This window comes from Polynucleobacter sp. AM-7D1, from assembly GCF_018688455.1.
Taxonomy (GTDB): Bacteria; Pseudomonadota; Gammaproteobacteria; order Burkholderiales; family Burkholderiaceae; genus Polynucleobacter.
This window is the reverse complement of record NZ_CP061319.1, coordinates 485,415-510,083: the sequence shown is the minus strand read 5'-3', so window position 1 is coordinate 510,083 and position 24,669 is coordinate 485,415. Positions and strand designations below refer to the sequence as shown.

Annotated in this window: 21 protein-coding genes, 1 tRNA gene and 1 pseudogene; 15 read left to right on the top strand and 8 right to left on the bottom strand. The window is 46.4% G+C overall.

Going from position 1 to position 24,669, the window contains the following annotated elements; translation table 11 throughout:
• Nucleotides 1–10 precede the first annotated feature (10 nt).
• Nucleotides 11–475 (bottom strand): DNA polymerase III subunit chi, encoded by a 465-nt coding sequence (locus GQ359_RS02700; RefSeq protein ID WP_215387393.1) that lies wholly within the window; start codon nt 473–475, stop codon nt 11–13.
• Between the two features lie 16 nt (nt 476–491).
• Nucleotides 492–2,087: a leucyl aminopeptidase gene (locus tag GQ359_RS02695; RefSeq protein WP_371822465.1), complete on the bottom strand. Its 1,596-nt coding sequence runs from the start codon at nt 2,085–2,087 to the stop codon at nt 492–494.
• A 124-nt stretch (nt 2,088–2,211) separates the two neighbouring features.
• On the opposite strand from GQ359_RS02695, the gene lptF reads away from it, so the two are divergent.
• The 4 genes from lptF (at nt 2,212) to GQ359_RS02675 (ending at nt 6,540) form a co-directional block, all read left to right on the top strand.
• The gene (lptF, locus tag GQ359_RS02690) at nt 2,212–3,327 is read left to right on the top strand and encodes an LPS export ABC transporter permease LptF (protein WP_215387391.1); all 1,116 of its coding nucleotides are present in this window, start codon (nt 2,212–2,214) and stop codon (nt 3,325–3,327) included.
• Entirely contained in the window at nt 3,324–4,478 is a 1,155-nt protein-coding gene (lptG, locus tag GQ359_RS02685; RefSeq protein WP_215387390.1) for an LPS export ABC transporter permease LptG, read from the top strand. Before lptF ends, lptG begins: the two co-directional genes overlap by 4 nt.
• A gap of 62 nt (nt 4,479–4,540) precedes the next feature.
• The gene (locus GQ359_RS02680) at nt 4,541–5,482 is read left to right on the top strand and encodes a CysB family HTH-type transcriptional regulator (protein ID WP_215387389.1); all 942 of its coding nucleotides are present in this window, start codon (nt 4,541–4,543) and stop codon (nt 5,480–5,482) included.
• 128 nt (nt 5,483–5,610) lie between these two features.
• Complete coding sequence (locus tag GQ359_RS02675; RefSeq protein WP_251367910.1) at nt 5,611–6,540, top strand: tripartite tricarboxylate transporter substrate binding protein; 930 nt, start codon at nt 5,611–5,613, stop codon at nt 6,538–6,540.
• 19 nt (nt 6,541–6,559) lie between these two features.
• On the opposite strand, the gene GQ359_RS02670 is transcribed toward GQ359_RS02675, so the two are convergent.
• The 4 genes from GQ359_RS02670 to GQ359_RS02655 form a co-directional block, all read right to left on the bottom strand.
• Complete coding sequence (locus GQ359_RS02670; RefSeq protein ID WP_215387387.1) at nt 6,560–7,243, bottom strand: aldolase; 684 nt, start codon at nt 7,241–7,243, stop codon at nt 6,560–6,562.
• A gap of 8 nt (nt 7,244–7,251) precedes the next feature.
• Nucleotides 7,252–8,514, bottom strand: coding sequence for a 3-oxo-tetronate kinase (gene otnK, locus GQ359_RS02665; RefSeq protein WP_215387386.1), 1,263 nt, complete (start codon nt 8,512–8,514; stop codon nt 7,252–7,254).
• Complete coding sequence (gene ltnD / locus GQ359_RS02660; RefSeq protein WP_215387385.1) at nt 8,511–9,410, bottom strand: L-threonate dehydrogenase; 900 nt, start codon at nt 9,408–9,410, stop codon at nt 8,511–8,513. Before ltnD ends, otnK begins: the two co-directional genes overlap by 4 nt.
• Nucleotides 9,411–9,525: 115 nt before the next feature.
• Nucleotides 9,526–9,610, bottom strand: a tRNA-Leu gene (locus GQ359_RS02655).
• Between the two features lie 141 nt (nt 9,611–9,751).
• Here GQ359_RS02655 and GQ359_RS02650 point away from each other — a divergent pair.
• The 8 genes and pseudogenes from GQ359_RS02650 to rng all read left to right on the top strand — a co-directional run bounded on the left by GQ359_RS02650 (nt 9,752) and on the right by rng (nt 16,482).
• Entirely contained in the window at nt 9,752–10,471 is a 720-nt protein-coding gene (locus GQ359_RS02650) for a YebC/PmpR family DNA-binding transcriptional regulator (protein ID WP_215302914.1), read from the top strand.
• 61 nt (nt 10,472–10,532) lie between these two features.
• Complete coding sequence (gene purD, locus GQ359_RS02645) at nt 10,533–11,810, top strand: phosphoribosylamine--glycine ligase (protein ID WP_215387384.1); 1,278 nt, start codon at nt 10,533–10,535, stop codon at nt 11,808–11,810.
• Between the two features lie 65 nt (nt 11,811–11,875).
• Complete coding sequence (hemF, locus tag GQ359_RS02640) at nt 11,876–12,787, top strand: oxygen-dependent coproporphyrinogen oxidase (protein WP_215387867.1); 912 nt, start codon at nt 11,876–11,878, stop codon at nt 12,785–12,787.
• Nucleotide 12,788: 1 nt separating this feature from the next.
• The gene (locus tag GQ359_RS02635; protein ID WP_251367909.1) at nt 12,789–13,493 is read left to right on the top strand and encodes a nicotinate-nucleotide adenylyltransferase; all 705 of its coding nucleotides are present in this window, start codon (nt 12,789–12,791) and stop codon (nt 13,491–13,493) included.
• Nucleotides 13,494–13,547: 54 nt separating this feature from the next.
• Nucleotides 13,548–13,934: pseudogene (rsfS, locus tag GQ359_RS02630) on the top strand (ribosome silencing factor); the annotation flags it as partial.
• A 13-nt stretch (nt 13,935–13,947) separates the two neighbouring features.
• Nucleotides 13,948–14,391, top strand: a complete 444-nt coding sequence (rlmH, locus tag GQ359_RS02625) for a 23S rRNA (pseudouridine(1915)-N(3))-methyltransferase RlmH (RefSeq protein WP_215302911.1) — start codon at nt 13,948–13,950, stop codon at nt 14,389–14,391.
• 7 nt (nt 14,392–14,398) lie between these two features.
• Nucleotides 14,399–15,022, top strand: coding sequence for a nucleoside triphosphate pyrophosphatase (locus tag GQ359_RS02620; protein WP_215387383.1), 624 nt, complete (start codon nt 14,399–14,401; stop codon nt 15,020–15,022).
• Nucleotides 15,019–16,482: a ribonuclease G gene (rng, locus tag GQ359_RS02615; RefSeq protein WP_215387382.1), complete on the top strand. Its 1,464-nt coding sequence runs from the start codon at nt 15,019–15,021 to the stop codon at nt 16,480–16,482. The genes GQ359_RS02620 and rng overlap by 4 nt, the downstream gene beginning before the upstream one ends.
• 7 nt (nt 16,483–16,489) lie before the next feature.
• Here the strand turns inward: rng and msbA are convergent, their stop codons facing one another.
• Complete coding sequence (gene msbA, locus GQ359_RS02610) at nt 16,490–18,253, bottom strand: lipid A export permease/ATP-binding protein MsbA (RefSeq protein ID WP_215387381.1); 1,764 nt, start codon at nt 18,251–18,253, stop codon at nt 16,490–16,492.
• Between the two features lie 10 nt (nt 18,254–18,263).
• Between msbA and GQ359_RS02605 the strand changes: the two genes are divergently transcribed.
• From GQ359_RS02605 to GQ359_RS02595, 3 genes are read left to right on the top strand one after another with little or no spacing between them, the layout of a single operon-like run.
• Nucleotides 18,264–19,043: a glycosyltransferase family 2 protein gene (locus tag GQ359_RS02605; RefSeq protein WP_215387380.1), complete on the top strand. Its 780-nt coding sequence runs from the start codon at nt 18,264–18,266 to the stop codon at nt 19,041–19,043.
• Nucleotides 19,040–19,819 carry a glycosyltransferase family 2 protein gene (locus GQ359_RS02600; RefSeq protein ID WP_215387379.1) on the top strand — a complete coding sequence of 260 codons (780 nt, stop codon included), beginning with the start codon at nt 19,040–19,042 and terminating at the stop codon, nt 19,817–19,819. Before GQ359_RS02605 ends, GQ359_RS02600 begins: the two co-directional genes overlap by 4 nt.
• A gap of 20 nt (nt 19,820–19,839) precedes the next feature.
• Nucleotides 19,840–20,997, top strand: coding sequence for a glycosyltransferase family 9 protein (locus tag GQ359_RS02595; RefSeq protein WP_215387378.1), 1,158 nt, complete (start codon nt 19,840–19,842; stop codon nt 20,995–20,997).
• 30 nt (nt 20,998–21,027) lie between these two features.
• Here the strand turns inward: GQ359_RS02595 and dnaE are convergent, their stop codons facing one another.
• Nucleotides 21,028–24,654: a DNA polymerase III subunit alpha gene (gene dnaE / locus GQ359_RS02590; RefSeq protein WP_215387377.1), complete on the bottom strand. Its 3,627-nt coding sequence runs from the start codon at nt 24,652–24,654 to the stop codon at nt 21,028–21,030.
• Between the last annotated feature and the right edge of the window lie 15 nt (nt 24,655–24,669).

Genomic DNA, 24,669 nt, shown 5'->3' with positions numbered 1-24,669 from the left:
TGTTTAGCAATCACGCTTTGGATTGATCAAAATTGTGCAACTCATGACCTAAGTCACGATAAGCCTTATATCGTTCGCGACCTGCAAGACGTTCTGCTTCGTTGATTGTGACAACCTCAACAATGCGAGGGAAGCGAGCAAGCAATGCTGGAACATCTGATGGCATTTTCATACCCAAGTGAATGAGTACATCCGCATGAGGCAACTGAGATAAAGCGGGAGACAGAAAATGATCTGTCAGCAAGATGGGTGTATCTATCGCTGCTTCATCTTCAATAAAGCAATGTGGCAGGAAATCTGTTGCACTAAATGTCCATAGCAGTTCATCTAATTTTTTGAGGTCAACTTTCTCGCCCACCATCACAATATTGCGCACAGACTCACCAGTAGGTGTGGCGCTCCAGATTTTGCGCGTTAAGCGACAAGCGTATTCCAGCTTATCGCTTACGTTACTATGAAAATCAATACGAGCCATGAATTACTCTCTACGCTTATTTCTGATCTAACAAGTAATTCACAAGCAAAGGCACTGGGCGTCCAGTTGCACCTTTAGCAGCACCACTCTTCCAAGCCGTTCCAGCAATATCTAAATGAGCCCATTTATATTTTTCAGTGAAGCGTGATAGGAAACAAGCGGCAGTCACACTGCCTGCTGGACGTCCGCCAATATTGGCAACATCCGCAAAATTCGATTTGAGCTGCTCATGGTAGGCCGCATCTAAAGGCAAACGCCATACGGTATCCAAAGAGGCATGACCCGCTTTAGTGAGAGAGTTCACTAAACCCTCATCATCTGAAAACACACCACTATGTACATGACCCAATGCAATTATGCAGGCTCCAGTTAAAGTGGCTACATCAATCACAGCCTTAGGTTTAAAGCGCTCAACGTAAGTTAAGGCATCGCACAAAATCAATCGACCTTCTGCATCGGTATTGAGAATCTCAATCGTTTGACCCGACATGCTCTTCACAATATCGCCGGGGCGTGTGGCATTACCGGAAGGCATATTTTCACAAGTAGGAATCACGCCGATAACATTCTTTTTGAGCTTCATTAAAGCTGTGGCATACATCGTGCCAATCACAGAGGCAGCGCCGCACATGTCGTACTTCATCTCATCCATGGCTTCGCCAGGCTTCAAGGAAATACCGCCGGTATCAAAGGTGATGCCTTTACCCACCAATACAATCGGAGCCTCGCCTGCTTTACCACCTTGGTGACGCATCACAATAAATTGTGGCGGCGTATCTGAACCTTGGGCTACCGATAAAAAAGAGCCCATGCCCAAAGCTTCAATTTGCTTGCGACCCAAGACCTCCACCTTGAGGCCAGTCTTCTTGCTTAAGCCCTGCGCCGCTTTACCTAAGTAAGTTGGCGTACAAATATTCGGAGGTAAATTACCCAAGTCTTTAGCCAAGTTCATACCCTCAACCATCGCAGCACCTTCTGGAACTGAGGCCTTGAGCTCTTTGGCGCAAGTGTCATTACCTGCAAAGATGAGATGTGCAAAAGTATCCGGCTTATCTTTAGCCTTAAATTTCATGGCTGGCTGACGAACGCCAAAACGATATGCTTGATCGCCTGCATATTGAATGGTCAAGCGTACTTCTTCAGCAATGAACTCAGCGCGATGTCCCAAGGCAAAGCTCGGAATAAACCATAAAGCGTTTTGGATGGAGCCGCCACTTAATTGCTTTAATGCGGCTCGGGCAATTTTGGAGAAAGAACTCAGACTGCGTGCGCTAGCAGGAGTGATATCACCCAGGGATACCAAAAGAATGCGCTTAACCTTGACTCCCAAGCCTGCCCAAGATTTTTCAGCTCGAATGACGCAAGTAGATGCTTGCTGAGCATCCAAATCACCAACAAGATTGGCATGGGTGACAGAACCCCCAAGCAATCGATCCAATTCGAGCAATAGCCCAGACTTAGATTTACCGCCCCCTAAGGCATTTAAATCTGCCTTTGAGTAGGCTAAAACTAAGCAATCAGAGCTCTGCGCCAATAAAGTGGCTAGGCTTGCCTTGAGTTGCTTGGGATTATTGAGATCGGCTTGCGCAAAAATCTTGGTGCTAAATTGAATAGTCATGATGTCTAAAAGTATTTTTAAGTCAATTCAAGGGGAAAAATGGGTGTTTATCCATTATCCTCCGAGATGCAGGTTCACATCTTGAGTGAGCCAATAACAGCTAACTCATTATCTATTCATGATTTTTCACCAAGCCCTTCGCCGCGAACTCAGTTTTACGACTGGTGGCGTTTTCTTGGTCTTGGTCACCATCATGATTACCACCCTAGTCATTCGAATTTTGGGCTTTGCGGCTAATGGCGCTGTAAATCCAGAAGATGCCCTAGTTTTAATAGCGCTAGCCACGCTAGGCTATATGGCCGTTCTCCTCACGGTCTCCCTGTTTGTAGCCGTCTTAATAGTGTTAGTTCGCTGGTACAAAGATTCGGAAATGATTGTTTGGTTTGCTAGCGGTCTGAGTATTGCCAGTCTTATTCGACCCATTCTGCGCTTTGCGGCGCCACTCATTGTCATCATTGCCCTATTAGCCCTTTTTGTTTGGCCTTGGGCCAATCGTGAATCCACCATCATCAGCCAACGCTTTCAGCAACGCAGTGATGTCTCCATGGTTGCCGCAGGTCAATTTAGAGAATCAGCCAAAGCGAATCGGGTATTTTTTATTGAAGAGTTGGATGTCGATAAAAGTGAAGTGAAAAATATCTTTGCTGCAGAAACCAAAAATGGGCGGCTCAGTGTTGCTGTTGCAGCTACTGGATTCATGGAGAATGCAGAGGGAGGCGGAAAATCGATTGTGCTAAATAATGGCCGTCGTTACGAAGGACTCCCAACGCAACCGGATTTCAGGATTTTAGAATTCGCTGAGTACAGCACTCATATTCATAGCAAAAGTGCACTTGATCCAGCGCCACGCGATCGTGAAAAAACAGTTATGGAACTGTTAAACGATCCCAATCCAGCTGCCATTAACCCAAATTATGCAGAGCTACTCTGGCGCTTAGGCCTGCCATTCATGGCCCTTGGTTTAGTGCTCATTGCCATTCCGCTTGCCTACGTCAACCCAAGACTAGGCAACTACACTGCGATGTTTTATGCCGTGCTAATTTACCTAATTTATAGCAATCTGTTGAACCTCACTCAAAACTTTGTTTCACAAGGCAAAGTAAATGTTTTTGTAGCAGCTTGGCCTATACATGCCCTAGCGTTTGGTATTGCCTTCCTACTGATCCGCAACCGCATCAACCCATCCTTGAAATGGTGGCGCCGCCAACTTCCCTCCTTCTTGGCTAGTAGATGAAATATCTATTTCCTTATATTTTTGAACGCTACTTAGCCAAGCAGATATATGCTGCCTTTGGTTTCATTCTGTTTGCTTTAGTGGCTTTGTTTTTATTCTTTGACATTCTGAGTGAGCTTGGGTCTGTAAAAGGTCAGTACACCCTGCCATTAGCCCTGCTACATGTTATTTTGAAAGCGCCAAGTCGGATTTCCGAGATCATTCCTATTGCAGGCCTCATCGGAAGTATTTATGTTTTTGCTATGTTGGCCAGCCAGTCAGAGTTCACGATCTTACGTATTGCTGGATTAGATATACGCAGAGGTTTAACTACCTTGGCCAAGATTTCGTTACCACTGGTGATCGTCACGCTTGTGATGAGTGAATGGTTAGGGCCCTACACAGAAAAGCTATCAGATCAAATTCGAATGAAGGCTTTAGGCTCATCCTACAGTTCTCAATTTAAGACTGGGATATGGGTGAAAGATCGCTTACGTGATGAAGATGGCAGCGGTCCTGTTAGGCCTGGAGTCCGCTATGTCAACGTTGGCAAAATTGAACATGACAACGAAATCAAAAATATTCGCATGTATGAATTTGATGATGCGTACCGCTTGCTCTCCATTCGAAGTGCGGCTTCAGGGCGCTTTGACCAAACAGGCACCTGGATTCTGGATGACGTTATAGAAACTCGCTTTAAAGAAACTAAACAGGCTGACCCACTCAACCCAGTCTATTCAGCGCAAACTTTTGCCCATCCAATCGTGAGCCTGGAATCTGAAGTCACGCCACAAATTCTGAGCGTGCTCTTGGTTAGTCCGGAAAAAATGTCGATTTTTAGTTTAGGTCGCTTCATTTCTCATCTAAGAGATAACAAACAAGATGTGCACCGCCATGCCATAGCGTTTTGGAAGAAAGTAATCTACCCATTTACGATCTTTGTCATGCTGACATTGGCGCTACCGTTTGCCTATCTCAAGGTACGCGCTGGTAGCGTTGGCATCAAGGTATTCGGCGGCATCATGTTGGGAATGAGCTTTCAGCTTTTTAACTCACTCTTCTCGAATGTTGGTCTTTTGGGGTCGTGGCCTGCGCTGCTGACCGCCCTCACACCTCCATTGCTGTATTTCATTTTGGCAATTGCAGGTTTACGTTGGGTATCTAGAGCTTAATACCTGAAAATCATATAGAATTTCATTCCTATATCTCAGTTGATATAAAGAATGGGATCCTTATGAATTTGCACCAATTTCGCTTTGTACGTGAAGCTGTAAGACAGAACTTCAATCTGACCTCTGCAGCTAAAGCACTTTTTACCTCTCAACCGGGAGTCTCTAAGGCCATTATTGAGTTAGAAGATGAGCTCGGTGTAGAAATCTTCCGACGCCACGGCAAGAGGATTCGCTCACTGACTGAGCCTGGCAAAAGAATTCTTGCCTCAATTGAGCGCATTTTGGACGAGGTGGAAACATTAAGAAGAGTTGGAAAAGATTTTGCCAGCCAAGATCAAGGTAACTTTGTAATTGCCACCACACATACTCAAGCCCGCTACGCCTTACCTAAAGTGCTTACCGAATTTACTAAACGCTTTCCAAAGGTTCGGGTCAGCATTCAGCAGGGAAGCCCCGGTCAAATTGCAGAGCTACTCATTCATGATCGCGCTGACATCGCAATAGCAACCGAAGGTATTGCCAATACTCCTGGTGTCCTTGCGCTTCCCGGCTACCAATGGCAACACGTCGTCATGGTGCCGCTGAGCCACCCCCTTCTCAATCAGTCAACCATCACCCTGGAAGAAATTGCAAAGTATCCGCTCATCACTTACGACAGAGCATTTGCAGGGCGTAGCAAGATTGATGCTGCATTTGCGCAACGTAATCTAAGTCCAGACATTATTTTGGAAGCAATTGATGCAGATGTGATCAAAACCTATGTTGAAACCGGAATGGGTGTCGGGATTGTTGCTGGCTTAGCTTATGACGCAGATCGAGATCGCAATCTCAGAGTCATTCCAGTTGGGCACTTGTTTGGAAACAATGTGACGCACTTAGGCGTTAAGCAAGGGGCTTATCTGCGCTCTTTTGTATATACCTTCATTGAGCTATTCTCACCAACCCTCACCAAGAAAATTGTGGAGCAAGCGATGAATAGCGAGTCAGAAACCTATGAAATTTAAGCCAAATTCCGAGTGCACCACTTCGTGCTAATCTTTGCAATGAGACTTTATATTTTCTTACAACAAAAAATTTACCCTTTATGAAAAATCATCTGATATCCATATTTAAACAATGTGCAGTTTTTCTAATGCTGGCCAGCTCTGGCCTTGCATTTGCACAAACCCCTTATCCAAATAAGCCCGTCAAACTGGTAGTGCCATTTCCTCCTGGCGGACTGATCGATAACGTTGCCCGCCTCATTACTCCAGCGCTTTCAACAGATCTTGGGCAAGCTATTGTTGTAGAAAACAAGCCTGGTGCTGGCGGCAATCTGGGTGCCGCAGAGGTTGCAAAAGCAAGTCCCGACGGATACACACTTCTCATGGCATCCCCGCCACTCTCTATTAGCCCAGCAATTTATAAAACACTGCCTTACAGTCCCAGCAGCATTGAACCGATTGCTATTTTTGGGCAGTTGCCGAATGTACTTTTAGTCAATCCTGACTCCGGAATTAATTCAGTAGCTGAATTAGTAAAACGCGCAAAACAGTCTCCAGGCAAGATGAACTACGGCTCCAACGGCAATGGCACCTCATTGAACCTCAGCGCCGAGATGCTGAAAAGCCAAGCTGGCATTTTTGTAGTTCACATTCCATACAGAGGTTCATCCTTAGCGAATGTAGCTCTAGTATCTAAAGATATCGATTTTATGTTTGATAACCTTCCCTCTGCGCTTGGCTTAATTAAAAGCGGCAAGTTGAAAGCGCTTGCTGTTACCAGCACCACCAGAAATCCTGCGCTTCCCCAGGTCCCAACAATGCAAGAAGCAGGCTTTCCGAACTTTCAGGTTACAGCTTATTTCGGTATTGCTGCACCAAAAGGTTTGCCAGCAGATATTGCTTTGAAATTACAAAACAGTATTCAAAAGACAGTATCTCAAAAGGAAGTGGCTGACTCACTCACTAAACTTGGTGCTACTGTAGACTTTATGAATGCAAGCAAGTCAGCCGAATTTATTAAGGCCGATGCACAAAGATGGAAAAAGGTAGTTGATTACGCCAAAATCGAATTAGATTAATTCAATTTACGCCCAGTAACTACCAGCGGACTGCAAATGCAGTCCGCAGTTCATTTAACTGTGCTTCCGTAAGCGGATTGATCGGCGCATTTTTGAGGTGAAACAGTTTTGCCGTTTCTTCCAACTCCTCAAGGGTGGCCATTGCTGAACTGGATGAGTTGTTCCAAACATATGGCCCGAGGCGTGACAGCATGCAAGCTCGCAAAGGGGTTCCCACCTCCCCATAAGCTTCGATTACCTTCTCTACAAATTCAATAGTTTTTACAGAGCCAGGGCTTGCATAGGGAATTGTTGGCACGTGACCCACCTTCATCACAAAATACGGCGTGATTGCAGGCAATAGTTCAGGCAAAACTCCATCGCCTGTAAATGGATTGGACTCCAGAGTCAAGGCTACGCAGTGAGTGCTGTGAGTATGAATAACGCAAGAGGTATCTTGATCAAATTGTCTTGCTTTGTTGTAAATGGCGGCATGTAGAGCCATTGTCTTACTGGCCTTGTCACCACTAAGCTGTCGCCCATGAATGTCAATCTTAGCCAATCGATCAGGATCAAGGAATCCGAGACAGGCATCTGTGGGTGAAATTAAAAAACCATCCTCAATACGAACGCTAATATTGCCCGCAGTTGCATGGACATAGGATCGATCAAATAAACTTTTTCCAATCCGGCAAATCTCTTCTCTTGCTAATTGCTCATTCATCTTTTTGCTCACAGTTTTGAGAAGGCACTTGTAAAAAAATCTGCTGCGCCAAAGTTCCCAGACTTTAACGCAAGATGTAGAGGCTTGTTCTGAACCTTTGCATAACACCAAGGTACGCCTGGGTCAATTTGCTGACCAATCTGCATTTGATCAATACCCAAAGCTTTCACGCATGCACCGGAGGTCTCTCCGCCAGCTACCAATAACTGCCCAACTCCAAGAGCAACAAGGCCTTTGGCAACCGAGCCTAAAAGGTTTTCAATTGCGTTACCAGCAGCCTGAACACCAAGCTGTGATTGCACTTCTTTCACCTGATCAGGGCTTGCTGATGAGTAAATCAAGACTGAGCCATGTGGGAGTCGAGGTTCTGCCCAAGTTAAGATCTCCTGCAACATTTGCCCTGTAGATTTCTCATTTAATTCAAGTGGATTTACTGCATACATTTCACCACCTAAACTTTTAAAGCACTCAACCTGGAGGTTAGTGGCCTGAGAACAACTGCCTGAAACAATAGCGCGATATCCGCTAGCAGGTGGAAGCTTGCTAGATGCCAGATGAGCTTGTAGTCCAAAGTTGGAAGGTAGTCCAATTGCAATGCCAGAGCCTCCCGTAATTAAAGGGAGGCCTTTTAATGCAGGTGCAATGCGATACAAGTCATCATTGGTCACCGCATCAATAATTGCAATTTTTGTATTGGATGCTTTTAAGTCGGTAATTCTCGAAGAGATTGCATCAGCACCGGCAAGAACAGTTTTGTACTCAATCAATCCCACCTGATTTTGGCATTGAGCCTGCATTACTCTCACAAGATTTGCATCAGTCATTGGAGTTAAGGGGTGATCACGCATGCCAGACTCGCTCAACAATTGATCGCCGACAAATAAATATCCCTTAAATACACTCCGCCCATTATCCGGAAAAGCGGGGGTTGCAATAGTAAAGTCAGCCCCTAAGGCTGCCATCAGCGCCTCTGTAACCGGGCCAATATTCCCTTTAGGAGTGCTGTCAAAGGTGGAGCAATATTTAAAGAAGATCTGTTGCGCTCCTTGCGCGAGAAGATACTCTAAAGCCTTTAATGACTGCGCTATTGCAGCCTCAGGCTCAATATTTCTGGACTTGAGTGCCACGACTACTGCATCTAACTCAGGATTTAAGTCTTGATGTGGAATGCCAATTGTTTGCGCAACGCGCATGCCATTGCGCACGAGGTTATTCGCCAGATCAGTAGCGCCCGTAAAGTCATCCGCAATGCAACCTAAAAGGATGCTCACTTTGTAGCTTTCGGTAACTCGATACCAGGGAAGATTTTAATAACAGCACTATCGTCCTCCTTAGCAAAACCAGCAGTTGATGCCTGCATAAACATTTGATGTGCAGTAGATGAGAGGGGTAATGGAAACTTACTCGCACGGGCCATATCTAGAACTATTCCCAAGTCCTTCACGAATATATCTACTGCAGATAAGGGCTCGTAGTTGGCTGCAAGTACATGTGCCATGCGGTTCTCAAACATCCAGCTATTACCAGCACTATGAGTAATCACTTCGTAGAGTGCATTTGCATCTACGCCCTCCCTCAAACCGAGCGCCATTGCTTCTGCAGCAGCGGCAATGTGCACGCCAGCAAGTAACTGATTAATGACCTTCACTTTACTGCCGATACCCGCCTTATCGCCTAAGCGATAAACAGTTCCAGACATCGCATCAAGAATGGGATTCACCTTCTCATATGCAGCAGCGCAGGCTGAAGTCATCATGGTCATTTCACCAGAGGCAGCTTTAGCAGCTCCACCCGATATAGGTGCGTCTACATAGAGAATATTTTTTTCAGCGAGACGTGACTCAAATGAAATCGAAATATTAGGATCGACAGTGGAGCACATCACGAAAACACTCTGGGGCTTTAATGAGTCTACTAATCCAGGACTACTTGATGAGCCAAACAAAACCTCTTCGGTCTGTGCAGCATTCACTACGACTGAGATAACTACCTCACAGATTGAACCTAACTCTTCGATTGACTTACAGACCGTCCCACCAGCCTCACAAAATTGATGGGCATGATCTAAACGTACATCAAATACATACAGATCAAAACCCGCTCTTCGGAGAGATGAGGCCATACCGGAGCCCATGGCGCCCAGCCCGATTAATCCTACTTTTTTCATGATTTGGTCTCGTTTAGGTTATTTTTTGATGCTTGCTAGAAGCTTTTATTGCTAATAATCATAGCAAAGGCTACCCGTGAACCTAATTGATCAGGGCTAAAAATAAGAAGGGGGATGGTGCCCCGGGGCGGACTTGAACCGCCACGCCTTGCGGCACCGGATTTTGAGTCCGGCACGTCTACCAATTCCATCACCGGGGCAGGTGTTTGCAGTGGAAAAACTGCATTGAAGCTCACTAAGAGGTGAGAGTGTAACAAAAAAGTTGCATCACCCCCATTCTCGGGTTCAGAAGCCCTTAAAATAACGACTTCAAGCCACATTACTCAAAAGGACTTACCCGTATGGCCGGCCATTCGAAATGGGCCAATATTCAGCACCGCAAAGGACGTCAAGACGAAAAGCGCGGCAAGATTTGGACCAAACTCATTAAAGAAATCACGGTTGCAGCTAAATTAGGCGGCGGCGATATTGCTACGAACCCCCGTTTGCGCCTGGCTATTGATAAGGCCAAAGATGCCAATATGCCCAATGACAACGTACAGCGTGCAATTCAGCGTGGTACGGGCTCACTAGAAGGTGTGAACTACGAAGAAATTCGTTATGAAGGTTACGGTCTTAATGGAGCAGCCATCATCGTGGATTGTCTAACCGATAACCGCACTCGTACTGTTGCCGAAGTACGCCATGCATTTGCAAAAAATGGTGGGAATATGGGTGCAGAGGGATCTGTTGCCTTTATGTTTAAACACTGCGGTCAGATGTTATTTGCTCCTGGCACCAATGAAGATCAACTCATGGAAATTGCACTAGATGCAGGCGCTGAGGATGTGATTACCCATGAAGATGGATCACTTGAAGTGCTCACACCAGTTCCCGATTTTCCGAGAGTTCAGGATGCACTCACTCAGGCAGGCTTAAAAGCAGAAATAGCCACCGTAACAATGCGCCCAGAAACAGAGACTGAGTTCGAAGGTGATCAAGCTGAAAGCATGCAAAAACTATTAGATGCCCTTGAGAACCTAGATGATGTGCAAGAAGTATTTACGAATGCTTCTTTGTAACCAGTTAATTTGTTCGTTCAATTCATTCAATACTATTCATCAATATCTCTTTTAGCTCTTTATGAAAATTCTTTTAGTTGGATCCGGCGGTCGTGAGCATGCATTGGCATGGAAGCTGGCCCAATCCCCACAAGTTCAAACCGTATATGTAGCGCCAGGTAATGGTGGTACCGCAACTGCAAAACAAGCTGCAGCCGGAATTGAAAACCTCCCTATCTCTGACCTTCAAGAGTTGGCAGACTTTGCTAAGCGAGAAAAAATTCATCTAACCGTTGTTGGTCCAGAGGCCCCATTGGCTGCCGGTATCGTAGATGTGTTTCGCAATAACGGTTTGCGCATTTTTGGCCCAACCCAACTTGCCGCCCAATTAGAGTCCTCAAAGGATTTCTCTAAAGCCTTCATGAAGCGCCATGGGATTCCAACGGCTGAGTACCAAACATTTTCGAACGCATTAGAGGCGCATGCTTATATTGATGCTAAGGGTGCGCCTATTGTGATCAAAGCCGATGGTCTAGCTGCGGGCAAAGGCGTTGTTGTGGCAATGAATCTAACAGAAGCTCATGCCGCTGTCGATATGATGCTCGCCGATAACAAACTGGGCAATGCCGGTGCACGCGTAGTCATTGAAGAATTTTTAACTGGCGAAGAAGCCAGCTTCATCGTGCTCGTGGATGGCAAGCATGTTTTAGCCTTAGCTACCAGTCAAGATCACAAACGTCTACTCGATGCTGATCAGGGCCCCAATACCGGCGGCATGGGTGCGTACTCTCCAGCCCCAGTTGTTACTCCAGAAATTCATGCACGCGCCTTACGAGAAGTCATCATGCCTACAGTCAAAGGTATGGAGTCTGATGGTATTCCTTACACCGGCTTTCTCTATGCAGGCCTGATGATTTCTCCTGATGGCAAGATCAAGACATTGGAATTTAATTGCCGCATGGGTGATCCAGAAACACAACCCATCATGGCGCGCCTGCGTAGTGATTTAGTGAATGCCTTAGATCATGCAGTTGACGGAACTCTAAACGAAGTGGAATTAGACTGGGATCGCCGCACCGCATTAGGTGTAGTGCTCGCAGCCCATAACTATCCAGATACACCGCGCAACGGCGATGTCATCACTGGGGTACCAGCTGATACTGAAGATCAATTGACCTTTCATGCTGGTACTAAGCTACAGGATGGCAAACTTCTCACCTCAGGTGGTCGAGTGATGTGCGTAGTGGGTCTATCAGATACCGTTCGTGGCGCTCAGCAAAAAGCGTATGAGGCCATTTCTAAAATTCAATTTGATGGCATGCAATATCGCAAAGATATTGGCTATCGCGCTGTGAAGTAATTCAATCCATTTATCCATCTCAATATAGCGACCTTTAAACCTTGTCATCAGCCGAACAAACTCAAATCAATATTGCAGAATTAAAAAATTACTTTTTAGGACTGCAAGATCGCATCACGACTGCAATGAGTGAGCTCGATGGCAAAGCTTTCATGGCGGATGCCTGGCAAAAACCGGAAGATAGTAAATTAAAAGGCTATGGGCGTACCTGCATTCTGGATGGTGGCAATATTTTAGAAAAAGGTGGTGTTGGCTTCTCGCATGTCCGTGGCGATCAAATGCCGCCTTCAGCATCCCACCATCGCCCAGAAGTTGCAGGGTGCAGCTTTGAGGCAATGGGTGTTTCTTTGGTGTTTCACCCAAACAATCCCAAGGCACCCACTACCCATATGAATGTGCGCTGTTTTATTGCACAAGCCCCCGACAAGGAGCCGGTCTGGTGGTTTGGTGGTGGCTTTGATCTCACGCCCTATTACGGCGTTGATGAAGATTGCAAACACTTTCATCAAACAGCAAAAGATGCTTTGGATCCATTTGGCGAGGATCTGTATCCACGCTTCAAAAAATGGTGTGATGAATATTTTTACTTAAAACATCGTGAAGAGCCACGGGGTATTGGTGGTGTTTTCTTTGATGACTTTAACGAGCTTGGTTTTGAGAAGAGCTTTGCCATGACGCGCGCTGTTGGGGATGCTTTTATTGATGCTTATCTGCCGATTGTCGAGCGTCGCTATAAAGACGGCTTTACCGCCGAAGAAAAAGCGTTTCAAGAATACCGTCGCGGTCGTTATGTGGAATACAACTTGATATTTGACCGTGGCACTATTTTTGGTCTGCACTCTGGTGGACGTACAGAGTCTATTTTGATGTCTATGCCCCCGGTAGTACAGTGGTGGTACAACTGGCAGCCAAAACCTGGCACGCCAGAAGCCAAGCTTTACGACTACTACCTTAAGCCACGCGACTGGCTAGCCTAAGTTGAGCTCAGCGCATTTGGATACCCCAAAAAAAATTGGCATTCTGGGTGGTACGTTTGACCCACCACATCTTGGCCACCTTAAATTAGCTACCCATTTTGCAAAGGTTTTGCATCTTGATGTCTTGCTACTCATCCCTAGTGGCGAACCTTGGCAAAAAGACTCTGACATCACGCCTGCTGAGTTACGTCTGAAACTAACTGAAGCAGCAGGCATTGATCTGGCTCGTGCATTTCTATATTTAAAAATACCGACTCAAATTGGCGTTGATCGCATTGAAATTGATCGTGCAGGCCCAAGCTATGCCATTGATACCGCAGAAGCTCTCAGAGAGCGTTTTGGACCTCAAGTTAGCCTGACTTGGTTAATGGGGGCTGACTCCCTTCTAAACCTCCCCTCCTGGAACTCCTGGGATCAATTGTTGGGTTTTGTGAATTTCGCAGTAGCCAGCAGGCCTCATTACGAGTTTTCCGCAGAGATGAGCCCTGAAATTAAGGCTTTATTGGCAAATCATCAATGTAATGACCCAGATACCCTTGAAAAAAGCCCATTTGGCCGCATCTACCTAGATAACAGTCTTTCAGTAGACCTTTCATCAACCGAATTGCGGAATCAGCTTAAAAGCACTTCTCGTAGTGCTATTGCCTCCGAGCACATTCCATCACACGCTTTAGAAATCATCACAAATCTGTGTCTGTATAAGTAATCAGGCTAAGATCACCCTTATATACAAAAATCTCAGAAAAATATTAAAGAAACTATGGACTTAACTAAATTACAACGTGTCGTGATCGATGCCCTTGAAGATGTCAAGGCTCAAGATATTCGCGTTTACGACACCACTAAACTCAGCGAACTGTTTGATCGCGTCATCATCGCCACCGGTACATCTAATCGCCAGACTAGATCATTAGCCATGTCAGTTAAAGAAGCGGTTAATGCAAAGGGCGGCGAAGTCATTTCCGTCGAAGGCTTAGAAACTGGTGAATGGGTGCTCGTCGACTGTGGCGACATCGTGGTTCACATTTTGCAACCCGCATTGCGCGCTTACTACCAACTTGAAGGTATGTGGGGCGCCAAGCCGGTGCGCGTCAAATTGGCAGCAGACAAAGGTCTTGTGAAAGCAAGCGAACCCGACGACGAAGATTAATGTCTTAGCAATGCGTTTAACGATTGTTTCTGTTGGTCACAAAATGCCAGAATGGGTTGCAACTGCAACCCATGATTACATTAAGCGCATGCCCGCAGACTGCAGCATCGAAATCAAAGAGATTAAGCCCGATCTCACCCCAGCTAAAGAGGCTATCAAAATTGCAGCAGCTATTCCAAAAGGTTCTCGCGTCATTGCGCTGGATGAACGCGGCAAAGATCAGACCACTCAAAATCTAGCTACGCAGCTGGCAAACTGGCGGCAAGAAGGTTTTGACATCACCTTCTTGATTGGTGGTGCCGATGGACTCGATCCCAGTCTCAAGGAGGGTGCTCAAGCAATGTGGCGCCTCTCAAGCCTGACATTGCCTCACGCAATGGCAAGAGTCTTATTAGTTGAGCAGCTCTATCGAGCTTGGACTATTTTGCAGGGTCACCCCTATCACCGCGAGTAAGTCATTCATGTTTTCTTATATTTACCTTGCCTCACAAAGTCCACGTCGCCAAGAGTTACTCAAACAGATTGGTGTCCAATTCGAAATGCTGGTTGCAGGACCGGGTGAAGATACGGAGACTCTTGAAGTTCCTCTCCCCAATGAAAAGGCGCGTGATTATGTTGAGCGAGTCACCTTCGCCAAAAGTGCTATTGCATTAGCGAGGTGGCAAAACAACGGAAGACCTTGGGCACCCATTCTGTGTGCAGATACCACTGTCAGCTTGCCTGGCAATCCTGCCGGCGAGATTCTAGGAAAACCGAGTGATGCCGCCGATGCTGAACGCATTCTAAAAATGCTCAGCGGCAAAGTACATGAAGTACTCACTGCAGTTGTGCTCACAATTGACCCTAAAACAAACCCACTTTGTTTAGTACAAGTCTCCGAAGTGGAGTTTGCCCATTTAACTCAAGGACAAATTGACAGCTATATTGAAAGCGGGGAGCCCTTTGGTAAGGCCGGAGCGTATGGCATTCAAGGTTTGGGAGGGGCTTTTATTCCCTCAATTAAAGGCAGCTATAGCGGTATCATGGGATTACCTATTTTTGAAGTTAACCAATTATTGGATTTCGCTAAAGTTGCCCGCATATGAATGAAGAAATTCTGATCAACATCACCCCACAGGAAACACGGGTGGCATTAATTCAGCAAGGTGCTGTTCAAGAACTGCAAATTGAGCGTACCCGTCAACGCGGCATCGTTGGCAACATCTATCTAGCCAAAGTAGTACGTGTGCTACCGGGTATGCAATCTGCTTTTATTGAAATTGGTTTAGAGCGCACTGCATTTATGCACGTCGCTGATATCACGCAAAATAACCCCCAAGCACAAATTGAAAAGTTGCTCTTTGAGGGTCAAAATGTTTTAGTGCAAGTTCTAAAAGATCCCTTGGGTACTAAAGGTGCACGCCTCACCACCCAGCTCAGTATTGCTGGGCGTAATTTGGTTTATCTACCCCCAGCTGGAACTGATGCAGCTACAGAAAAATATATTGGCGTATCCCAACGAATTGATCAACCCGAGGAACGCGAGGCTATCAAGGCACGCCTTGCAGGACTCATGCCTGCAGATGAAAAAGGTGGAATTATCGTGCGCACCAGCGCACAAGATGCCAGCGATACCGAGCTTGAGCACGACATGCATTACCTACGCACGACCTGGGAGAGGATCCGAGAAGCCGTGAACCATAAGGCTGCCCCCAGCCTGCTTTATCAGGACCTTAGCTTAGCCGAACGCGTATTACGCGATGTTGCTGGCGAAGAAACTACAAAAATTCGGGTTGACTCTGCAGAGAACTTTGAAAAGCTCAAAGGATTCGCTACCTTATACATGCCTAACCTCTTGGATAAGCTTACCCTGCATCGCGGCGAGCGCGCCCTCTTTGATTTGTTTGATGTAGATGCTGAAATCAATAAGGCCTTAGGCAGAAGAGTTGATCTCAAGTCAGGTGGCTACTTGATGATTGATCAAACAGAGTCAATGACTACGATTGATGTCAACACTGGTAGTTATGTTGGCGCACGCAATCTAGATGACACCGTCTTTAAAACCAATCTTGAAGCTGCTCAGGCTATCGCTCGTCAACTCCGTTTACGCAATCTTGGCGGCATCATCATTATTGACTTTATTGATATGTTGAGCAAAGACCATCAAGAGTCAGTGTTACATGAACTCAATCGGAATTTAGATCGTGATCACGCTCGTACTTCGGTGAGCGACTTTTCCTCGCTAGGCCTGGTAGAAATGACACGCAAACGCACTCGAGAATCCCTTGCCCACATTACATGCGAGCCCTGCGCTACCTGCCAAGGCAAGGGTGAAGTCAAAACAGCACAAACTATTTGTTACGAGATTTTGCGCGAGATTGTGCGTGAGCATCGCCAATTTAATCCTCGAGAATTTAGAATTGTTGCGGCGCCCGATGTGATTGATCTCTTCCTTGAAGAAGAAAATCAATTCTTGGCGCAGCTTGGCGACTTCATCAGTAAGCCCATCAAACTTCAGGCAGAAGGTAGCTTCCGCCAAGAGCAGTACGATATCGTTCTCAGTTAATCATTAATTAAGCATTTGAAAACTGGATACGGTGTAAGTTGGCATACATGCCATCCTTAGCAATCAACTCTTCGTGTGAGCCATTCTCAATCACATGACCATGCTCTAGGACCACAATCCGATCGGCATGCTCAATAGTCGATAGGCGATGCGCAATTACCAGAGTGGTCCTACCCGCCATCAAACGCTCCAAAGCATCCTGCACCTGACGCTCGGATTCAGAATCGAGCGCTGAGGTTGCCTCATCCAGGATGAGGATGGGCGCATCTTTATAAATGGCTCTCGCAATAGCTAGACGCTGACGCTGACCACCAGATAAGCGATTGCCGTTATCCCCAATTTGAGTATCGATTCCTTCAGGCATTTCTTTCATGAGTGCAGATAAGTTAGCTGCCTCCAGCGCCTCCATCACGCGCCCACGATCAATGCCTTCTGGACCAACAGCACCATAGGCTACGTTTGCCGCAATGCTGTCATTAAATAAAATGACATCCTGACTCACAAAAGCAATTTGCTTACGAACATCTGCAAGAACAATATCTTCGAGCGGAATATCGTCTAAGAAAATTTGCCCACTTGTTGGCTTAAAGAATCGGGGCAATAAATTAACTAAGGTAGATTTGCCACCACCAGATGGCCCCACAAAGGCAACGACTTTGCCAGGCTTGATATTTAAATTCACACCAGTGAGAGCATCTTTACGCCCGGCTTCTTGCTGATAAGAGAAGCCTACATTCTCAAAACGAATTCCACCCTTAGTCTTACCCAAGGATTTCATATTTTCTTTTCGGGACTCATCCTCTTCAAAAGGTTGATCCATGAGGGAGAAGATCATTTCCGCTGCAGTTAAGCCGCGTTGCAAGGGTTGATTAATATCGGCCAGATGCTTGATCGGCGAGATCACCAACATCATCGCAGTAATAAAAGATGCAAAGCCACCTACCGTAACACCTTCGGAGGATGACTGCATTAAAGCAATCACCAGCACAATCGATAGCGCCATGGAGGCAATCAGTTGAGTAATCGGCTGATTCAGACCTCCAGCTACCGCTGACTTCATGGCGAATTTGCGGAGGCGGTCAGCTTTTTCCATAAAGCGACTCATCTCATACTCTTCAGCACCATGTACTTTCACGATCTTGTACCCAGCAGCAGATTCCTCAACGATGTAAGCGAGATCGCTTGTCATCGTCTGCTGCTCACGATTGAGTGAGCGTAAGCGTTTATTAATTCTGCCGATGATTAGTGCAATGATTGGGAAAATCATAAGCACCACCAATGTAAGTTGCCAGTTTAGGTAAATCAGGTAGCCAATTAATCCAATCACCGTAAGGGAGTCTCGCACCAAACTAATCAACATTCCACCCATAATCGAAAGGGCATTATTCACTTCAAAAACTACCGCATTAATTAAGTTGGATGCAGAATTCTTTTGGAAGAAGGTAGTGCTTGAATGCAGCAATGCCTTAAACATCTGCATACGCATCTTGAGCAAAACAGCATTGATAACGCGATTTAAAAGGTAACTAGATAGAAACTGCGACATTCCCCGCACAAAAGCTAAACCCACCAAGAAAACCGGCACCTGCCACAGCTTGTTATCCATCTGACCAGTGAATCCCCGGTCAAGCAAAGGCTTCATTAAGGCTGGGATGGAAGTTTCAGCCCCAGCGACCAGCGCCATGGCTAATAAGGACCCAATAATCGTCCAGATATGGGGCTTCAGGTACTGAATTAAGCGATTTAGGGAGGTGCGGTCTTGAGCATTCATATAATGAATTATGCCCACCTTATCAGTCATACTCATCACTCGCAATGAAGAGGCCAATTTGGCCGATTGCTTGGCCTCCCTAGAGGGGATTGCCCAGCAAATCGTGGTGGTCGACACCAATAGCATCGATAGCACCCTAGAAATCGCCAGAGGCCATGGGGCCCTCATTAGCCGGCCAGCGGATTGGCCAGGATTTGGACCCCAAAAGAACCGTGCTCTAGAGCTCGCAACAGGCGAATGGGTTCTGTCTCTGGACGCTGATGAGCGCCTCACTCCTGCCCTCAGAAGTGAAATTCTCACAGCCATTCATCACTCGGCGCATGTCGACTGTTTTGCCATTCCACGCCTTTCTTGGTATTGCGGTCGATTTATTCGCCACTCTGGCTGGAGTCCCGATTATGTGGATCGGTTATTTAAACGAGGTACTGCCCGCTTTTCAAATGATTTGGTTCATGAACGACTCATTCCGAATGGGCAAGTAGCAAAGCTTGAGAATCCCATGCTGCACTACAGCTTCATGAACTATTCACAAGTGCTTCAAAAGTTAGATCGCTATTCAACAGCTTCTGCAGAGCAGGCATTTGCCAAAGGGAAAAAGAGTAGTCCATTAAAGGCCGTGCTTCATGGCATCTGGGCCTTTACTCGAACCTACTTTATCCGCCTTGGTTTCTTAGATGGCACTCAGGGCTTTGCCTTAGCGATCTCCAACGGGCAAGGAACCTACTATCGCTACATGAAGTTATGGCAATTGCATCAAGAAGCTGAAAATAATTCATATCACCGCAAATGATCTCCGTACTGTTGGCAACTTATAACTGGCCTCAAGCCCTCAAACTCTGTCTTGAGTCGCTTGGCACTCAAACTGATTTAGATTTTGAAATCATCATTGCTGATGACGGCTCTACAGGAGAAACTAAGAGCTTGATAGAAGTCATCCAGAAAAATTTCCCAGTAAAAATTACCCATCTTTGGCAGGAAGATCACGGCTTTCGCAAGACCCGCATTCTTAATCAAGCAATCGAGGCAGCGCGTGGCGACTATCTCGTATTTTTAGATGGCGACTGCCTTGTACAACCAGACTTTATTGCCCAGCATCGAATCCTATCTCAGACCAACCACCTAGTTACAGGCAGTCGCGTCTTGCTAAATGCCGAACTCAGCAAACAATTACTGTCATGGCAGCAGTGGGATTTCAAAAAATTTATCGACAAGCTGTTGAGCTATCGACTCTCTGGTGGCGTCAACAAATACTGGCCCCTCAAAATGAAGCTAGGGGATGGTGCCTGGCGCAACTATAAGAAATTCGTATGGCGTCGTATTAAGGGTTGCAATATGGCCTGTTGGAAAGCCGACGCCAAAGTCATTGGCGGCTTTGATGAAACCATGACAGGCTGGGGGCACGAGGATGCGGATTTTGTTTTCAGACTACAAAACAGGGGTTTGATTCGTAAATCCGGATCCTGGTCGACTGAAGTACTTCATCTCTATCACCGTATCAACGATCAATCCAATGCCGCAGAAAATGCACGTCGCGTCCGTGAAAAAATTCTGGCTAAAGCTCAGTAGGATTCAGTTAAATTAGCCCTATGACTGCATTCTCAGCACTAAAGCCTAAAAAAGTTTTATTTATTGCGACTCGTCAGATTGGAGATGTCCTTGTCACTACGCCGCTTATCTCTCAAGCACGTGAACTCTGGCCTGATGCTGAGTTTCATTTTTTAGGTTACCGCGGCAAGCTCGAGATGCTCAAAGGTAATCCCGATATTGTCCAGATCATCGAAACTTCCGATCGTCCCAAATTCAAAGAGTATCTCTCTTTATTTTTTAAACTATTTCAGCGTTACGACTTGGCTGTGGTTACGCAACCTAGTGATCGCGCCTATTTTTATGGTCTAGTAGCTGCCCATCACCGCGTTGGCGTACTAGGCGGCCACCCTCAAGGTCTCACAGATCAAGATAAAGCCAAGAAAAGTAAAAGCGATAAGCAAAACGTCTGGAAAAAGGCTATCAGCCTACATACAGTTGATGTGGATTATTTTGCCCAGCATGTCATTACTGAAAAGCTTCGCCTACTTGAGATCTTTTACAAAAAGCAGGGAGATTTATTTAGCAAACCTATTTCAGTCACTCCACCTGCTGGCGACCCAATTACCCCTAGCATTGCTGGTCAACTTCACGCACCTTACCTTGTAGTGCATCCAGGACCCTTGACCGCCTACAAGCGTTGGCCGCTTGCCTATTGGCAAACATTGCTGACATGGATTGCAAAACAAGGTTGGCAAGTTGTATTGAGTGCATCACCCGCCAAGCAAGATCTTCAGCTGAACAAAGATATTCTGTCATTACTTGATGAAGACACTCGCAGTCATGTTGTTGATACAGCAGGCCTACTTACTATCCCGCAAGCGGGAACACTGATTCGCGGTGCAATTGCCTATGTCGGGGTAGATACATCCATCACACACCTAGCGGCAGCATGTAATACAACGACCATTGCCTTATTTGGTCCAACGCCACCCACCAACTTTGGGCCATGGCCTAATGGTTTTATTGGTAAACAGCCCTACCAATTAAGAACTCGTTCGCAGACAGTTGGCAATGTCACGATTTTGCAAGGGCCCGGTGAATGCGTCCCCTGTCGCAAAGCAGGCTGTGAAGATCGCGCAAATAGTCGTAGCGAATGCTTGGATCTCTTAGAACCCAATCAAGTGATTGCAGCACTTCAAGACGCTACAAATCAATAAATCACACTGAGTTGTTTTGGAGCTGCTGATTTAGAGGTACTGAACTTGAACAGTATTGGATTGCTTGGCCGCCAATATTTGATTCAGACTATGCAAGCAAGCATCATCAGGATAGATGCGTAACTCTTCTGGGAATTGCATCAAGCAAGCTCCACCACTAGTAGTGACTGCAGCTGTGAGCATTAAACCCTTTAAGCCTTCGCTAGCACTTGGCATAGAGGCTGCTGCAGACCCTAACTTCGGATCTCGCACTCGATTACTCATCAAGTAAGGTCCAATTTGGCTACGCAAGGATTTAAGGTCGATCGCTGAATCAATCGATAAATGGATGTTGCGAGCAAAACGCATACGAGCTCCCGTAATATCCATCACCGCCTCAGATACGATCCGCATTCCGCCAGAAAACTTGTCGGGAGTAACGTTTACTTTCGCCACTAATAACTCATCTTCTTTAAGCCAAGAGCGATTCGGTTCATACACTTCGCTATAGAGAGTCACTTCAATAGCAGCGGTGCCATCATCAATGGTTGCAATCATCATGCGGCCACGCTGACCAGTCAGCATTCGAGCAGAAGTAATAATGCCGGCGATCAACTGATCCTTACCCTCGGTCACCTTAGCCAATGGTTGACGAATGAAATGTGCCGTCTCATCACGATAGGCATCAAACATATGACCAGTCAAACAGAGTCCGAGGGCACTCTTCTCATCTTGAAGGCGTTTCTTTTCAGACCAGACTGGTTCGCGCACCAACTCAGGTAGGTGGCGATCCTCCTCCCCCGCCACCTCAAACAAACTAACTTGATTGATTGAAGCTTCAGCTTGTTCGGCCGCCTCAATTGCGCGTGCAAGAGAGGCCAATAAGGTGGATCGAATATCGTATGGATTACCACCAGCAGGAATAGAGTCTTTATACAAGCTATCAAAAGCGCCAGCACGCATCAAAGCCTCAATTGCTCGACGGTTGACTTGCCTACGATCAACGCGTGCGCAGAAATCAAATAAATCCTTGAACGGACCACCAGCCTCACGCGCCTTCACAATCACTTCAATTGCCGCCTCACCAGTACCTCTAACAGCACCCAAACCATAGCGAATATGACTAATTGGGGAATCTGGAGCAGCGTCTGGCGCACGTAATGGTGTGAACACATAAACACCAGTATTAATGTCTGGTGAGAACACCCGAATATTATTTGCCAAACAATCGTCGTACAGAATCTTCACCTTATCGGTGTCATCCATCGCGAGTGATAAGTTGGCTGCCATAAATTCAGCAGGGTAGTAAGCCTTAAGCCAGGCAGTTTGATATGCCAGGAGCGCATAGGCAGCGGCATGAGACTTATTAAATCCATACCCTGCAAAGCGCTCCATCAAGTCATAAATCTCGTTGGCCTTGCCTTCAGTAATACCGCCGGCTTTTGCACCATCACTAAAGATCTTGCGATGCTGTGCCATCTCTTCAGGCTTCTTTTTACCCATGGCACGACGCAACATATCGGCACCACCAAGTGAGTAGCCACCAATCATCTGGGCCATCTGCATAACCTGCTCTTGATAGACCATGATGCCGTAGGTTTCTTGCAGAACGGGCTCAATACGCGGATCTGGGTACTCTACTTTTTGACGTCCATGCTTACGCTCAATAAAGTCCGGAATCAAATCCATTGGACCTGGGCGATAGAGTGCGACGAGCGCAATAATGTCTTCAAAGCGGTCAGGCTTAGCCTCACGAAGCATGCCTTGCATGCCACGACTTTCTAGCTGGAAGACTGCGACCGTATTGGCATTCTTTAAGACTTCAAACGCTTTTTCATCATCGAGTGGAATTTCTCCAATATTCCAATCTTTACGATCAGAATGCAGTGTCTTAATCCACTTCTCAGCAGCCGCCAAAATAGTCAGCGTCGTCAATCCCAAGAAGTCAAACTTCACTAAGCCGATAGCTTCGACGTCATCTTTATCAAACTGACTAATGACAGAGCCGCTCTCTTGATCTTTAGAATCTTTTGCCTCTTGTGTATAAAGCGGGCAAAAATCGGTTAAACGGCCAGGAGCAATTAATACGCCACCTGCATGCATACCCACGTTACGGGTCATACCTTCAAGCTGTTGAGCGAGAGATAAGAGCTGGCGAACTTCATCCTCATTCTTTTCGCGCTCGCCTAATTGCTTCTCTTCCTTCTTAGCCATTTCGATAGTCATGTACTGACCTGGCTTATTCGGAATCAACTTGGCAATACCATCAACGAAGTTATAACCTTGCTCTAGCACACGACCAACGTCACGAATTGCCGCTCTAGCAGCCATGGTTCCAAAGGTAGCAATTTGACTGACCGCATCTTTGCCGTACTTATCTTTTACGTACTGAATAACGCGATCCCGCCCATGCTGGCAGAAATCAATATCAAAGTCGGGCATCGATACCCGCTCAGGATTTAAGAAGCGCTCAAAGAGGAGGTTGTAACGCAGTGGATCAAGATCCGTAATACCGAGTGAATAAGCAACTAAAGAGCCGGCACCAGATCCACGACCTGGGCCGACTGGTACACCATTGTTTTTTGCCCAATTGATAAAGTCCGCAACAATCAGGAAGTAGCCCGGGAAACCCATTTGAGAAATGGTCTTCACCTCGAAGACTAGGCGCTCGTGATAACGAGCCTCTTCCTTTGCATGCTCTTCTGGATCTGGGAAATTGCGCTCCATATGGCGCTTCAAACCAATCTCCGATTGCTGCAATAGATAATCGTCGAGCGTAATACCAGGAGGCGTTGGGAAATCCGGCAAACGCGGCTGACCTAGCGTTAGGGAAAGATTGCAACGTTTGGCAATCTCCACTGAATTAGCCAATGCGACAGGCAAATCTGCAAACCGCTTTTCCATCTCCTCTTGAGATAAGAAATACTGCTCTTCATTAAATTTCTTGGTGCGACGGGGGTTGCCTAAAAGCTCACCCTCAGCGATACAAACCCGCGCCTCATGGGCCGTGAAATCACTTCTTTGCATAAATTGCACTGGGTGCGTAGCAACGATGGGTAGATCCAATTCACTTGCGAGATGGCAGGCTAGCTGAAGTTGCTTTTCATCTTGAGGATGACCGCCACGCTGCACTTCAATGTAAAAAGTATTTGGGAATAACTTTGCCCAATGTTTAGCAGCATCTTTAGCTTGATCTTCTTGGCCGGCTAAGAGCGCGCTACCCACATCACCCCAGCGTCCACTCGAAAGCGCAATCAGTCCATATGCCAGTGTTCTTTTTCTAGCTTTATCTTCAGCTTTAGAAGCGGGCTCACTAAACCACTTGGGGTCTACCTCTGCCCGACCACGAGATTGATTCTCCAGGGAGGCTTTGCTTAATAGCTGACATAAATTGAGATAGCCAGAGTGGTTTTGTACCAGGAGTAATAAACGATGGGGTTGATCTGGGTCTTGGGGGTTGCTAATCCAAACATCCGCACCTGCAATTGGCTTAACTCCGCTCGAGCGTGCAGCGCTATAAAAACGGACTAAGCCAAATAAATTACTCAAATCAGTGAGCGCCAAGGCTCCCATGCCGTCTTTTTCGGCTGCAGCTACCGCATCATCAATACGAACGACACCATCCGTAATTGAAAACTCGGAATGGACGCGCAGATGAACAAAACGGGGTGAAGCCATGAGATCATTTTAGCT